This window comes from Rhizobium giardinii bv. giardinii H152 (genome assembly GCF_000379605.1).
GTDB classification, from domain to species: Bacteria; Pseudomonadota; Alphaproteobacteria; order Rhizobiales; family Rhizobiaceae; genus Pararhizobium; species Pararhizobium giardinii.
The window spans coordinates 1-1,408 of sequence record NZ_KB902590.1; the positions used below are offsets into that span (position 1 = coordinate 1).

A 1,408-nucleotide genomic window follows, 5' to 3' on the forward strand; every position below is an offset into this window, starting at 1 on the left:
CGCCATCGCACCACCATCGATCAGGCCGGCTTCTTGCGCGAAAGGCACGCCGATCGTTTTTTGAAGCCGCCGGAGGAAATGCACCGTCTGTTCAGCCGATACCCCGAGGCACTGGCCCGCACCCGCGAGATTGTCGACCGCTGTCGCTTCGACATGAGCGAACTGACCTATCAATACCCTGAGGAAGCGATCATCACCGGCCTGACAGCGCAACAGACGCTGGAAAAATTCACCTGGGAGGGTGCGCGCGATCGCTATCCCGAGGGTGTTCCGGATGATGTAGTGAAGACCCTCAACCACGAACTCGATCTGATCCGCAAACTCGACTACGCCCCGTACTTCCTGACCGTCTACAGCATCGTCCGCTTTGCGCGATCTCAGGATATCCTCTGCCAGGGCCGAGGAAGTGCCGCCAATTCTGCAGTCTGTTATGTGCTGGGGATCACGGCGATCGATCCGGCCGCAAACGATCTTCTGTTCGAGCGCTTTATCTCGGAAGAGCGCAACGAGCCGCCCGACATCGACGTCGATTTCGAACATGCCAGGCGCGAAGAGGTGATCCAGTGGATCTATAAGACCTACGGCCGGCAGAAGGCTGCCCTTTGCGCGACCGTCACCCGCTACCGCGCCAAGGGTGCGCTTCGCGATGTCGGCAAGGTGCTCGGCCTGCCCGAAGACATGATCACGGCGCTGTCTTCAGGCGTCTGGGGCTGGAGCAAGGAGGGCGTCGGTGAAAAGCAAGTCAACGAGCTGAACATGAACATGTCCGACCGCCGCCTGCAGCTGACATTGGAGCTGGCGCAGCAGTTGATGGGCGCTCCGCGTCATCTGGGCCAGCATCCGGGTGGCTTCGTCCTGACCAATGACCGGCTCGACGAACTGGTGCCGATCGAGCAGGCGCGGATGGAGGATCGGCAAACGATCGAATGGGACAAAGACGATATCGAGGCGCTCAAGTTCATGAAGGTGGATGTGCTTGCCTTGGGAATGCTCACCTGCATGGCCAAAGGCTTTGCCCTTTTGCAGGAGCACAAGGGCGTGACGCTCGATCTGGCGACGATCGAACAGGAAGACCCGGCGACTTACGCAATGATCCGCAAGGCCGACACGCTCGGCACTTTCCAGATCGAATCCCGGGCACAGATGTCTATGCTGCCGCGGTTGAAACCCCAGACCTATTACGACCTGGTCATCCAGGTGGCGATCGTTCGCCCAGGGCCGATACAGGGCGACATGGTGCATCCTTACCTAAGACGGCGCGAAGGCAAGGAGGCGGTCGTCTATCCAAAGCCGGAACTCGAGGCTGTTCTCGGCAAGACGCTGGGCGTGCCACTGTTTCAGGAGTCTGCGATGAAGGTGGCGATCGTCTGTGCCGGATTTACCGCCGGCGAGGCCGACGCACTCAGAC

Annotated in this window: 1 protein-coding gene; it reads left to right on the forward strand. The window is 60.1% G+C overall.

The window, feature by feature from the left end; all coding sequences use genetic code 11:
• Nucleotides 1-1,408: hypothetical protein (locus A3AY_RS0107595; RefSeq protein WP_018325081.1), on the forward strand; the 1,408-nt coding region annotated here is incomplete at both ends.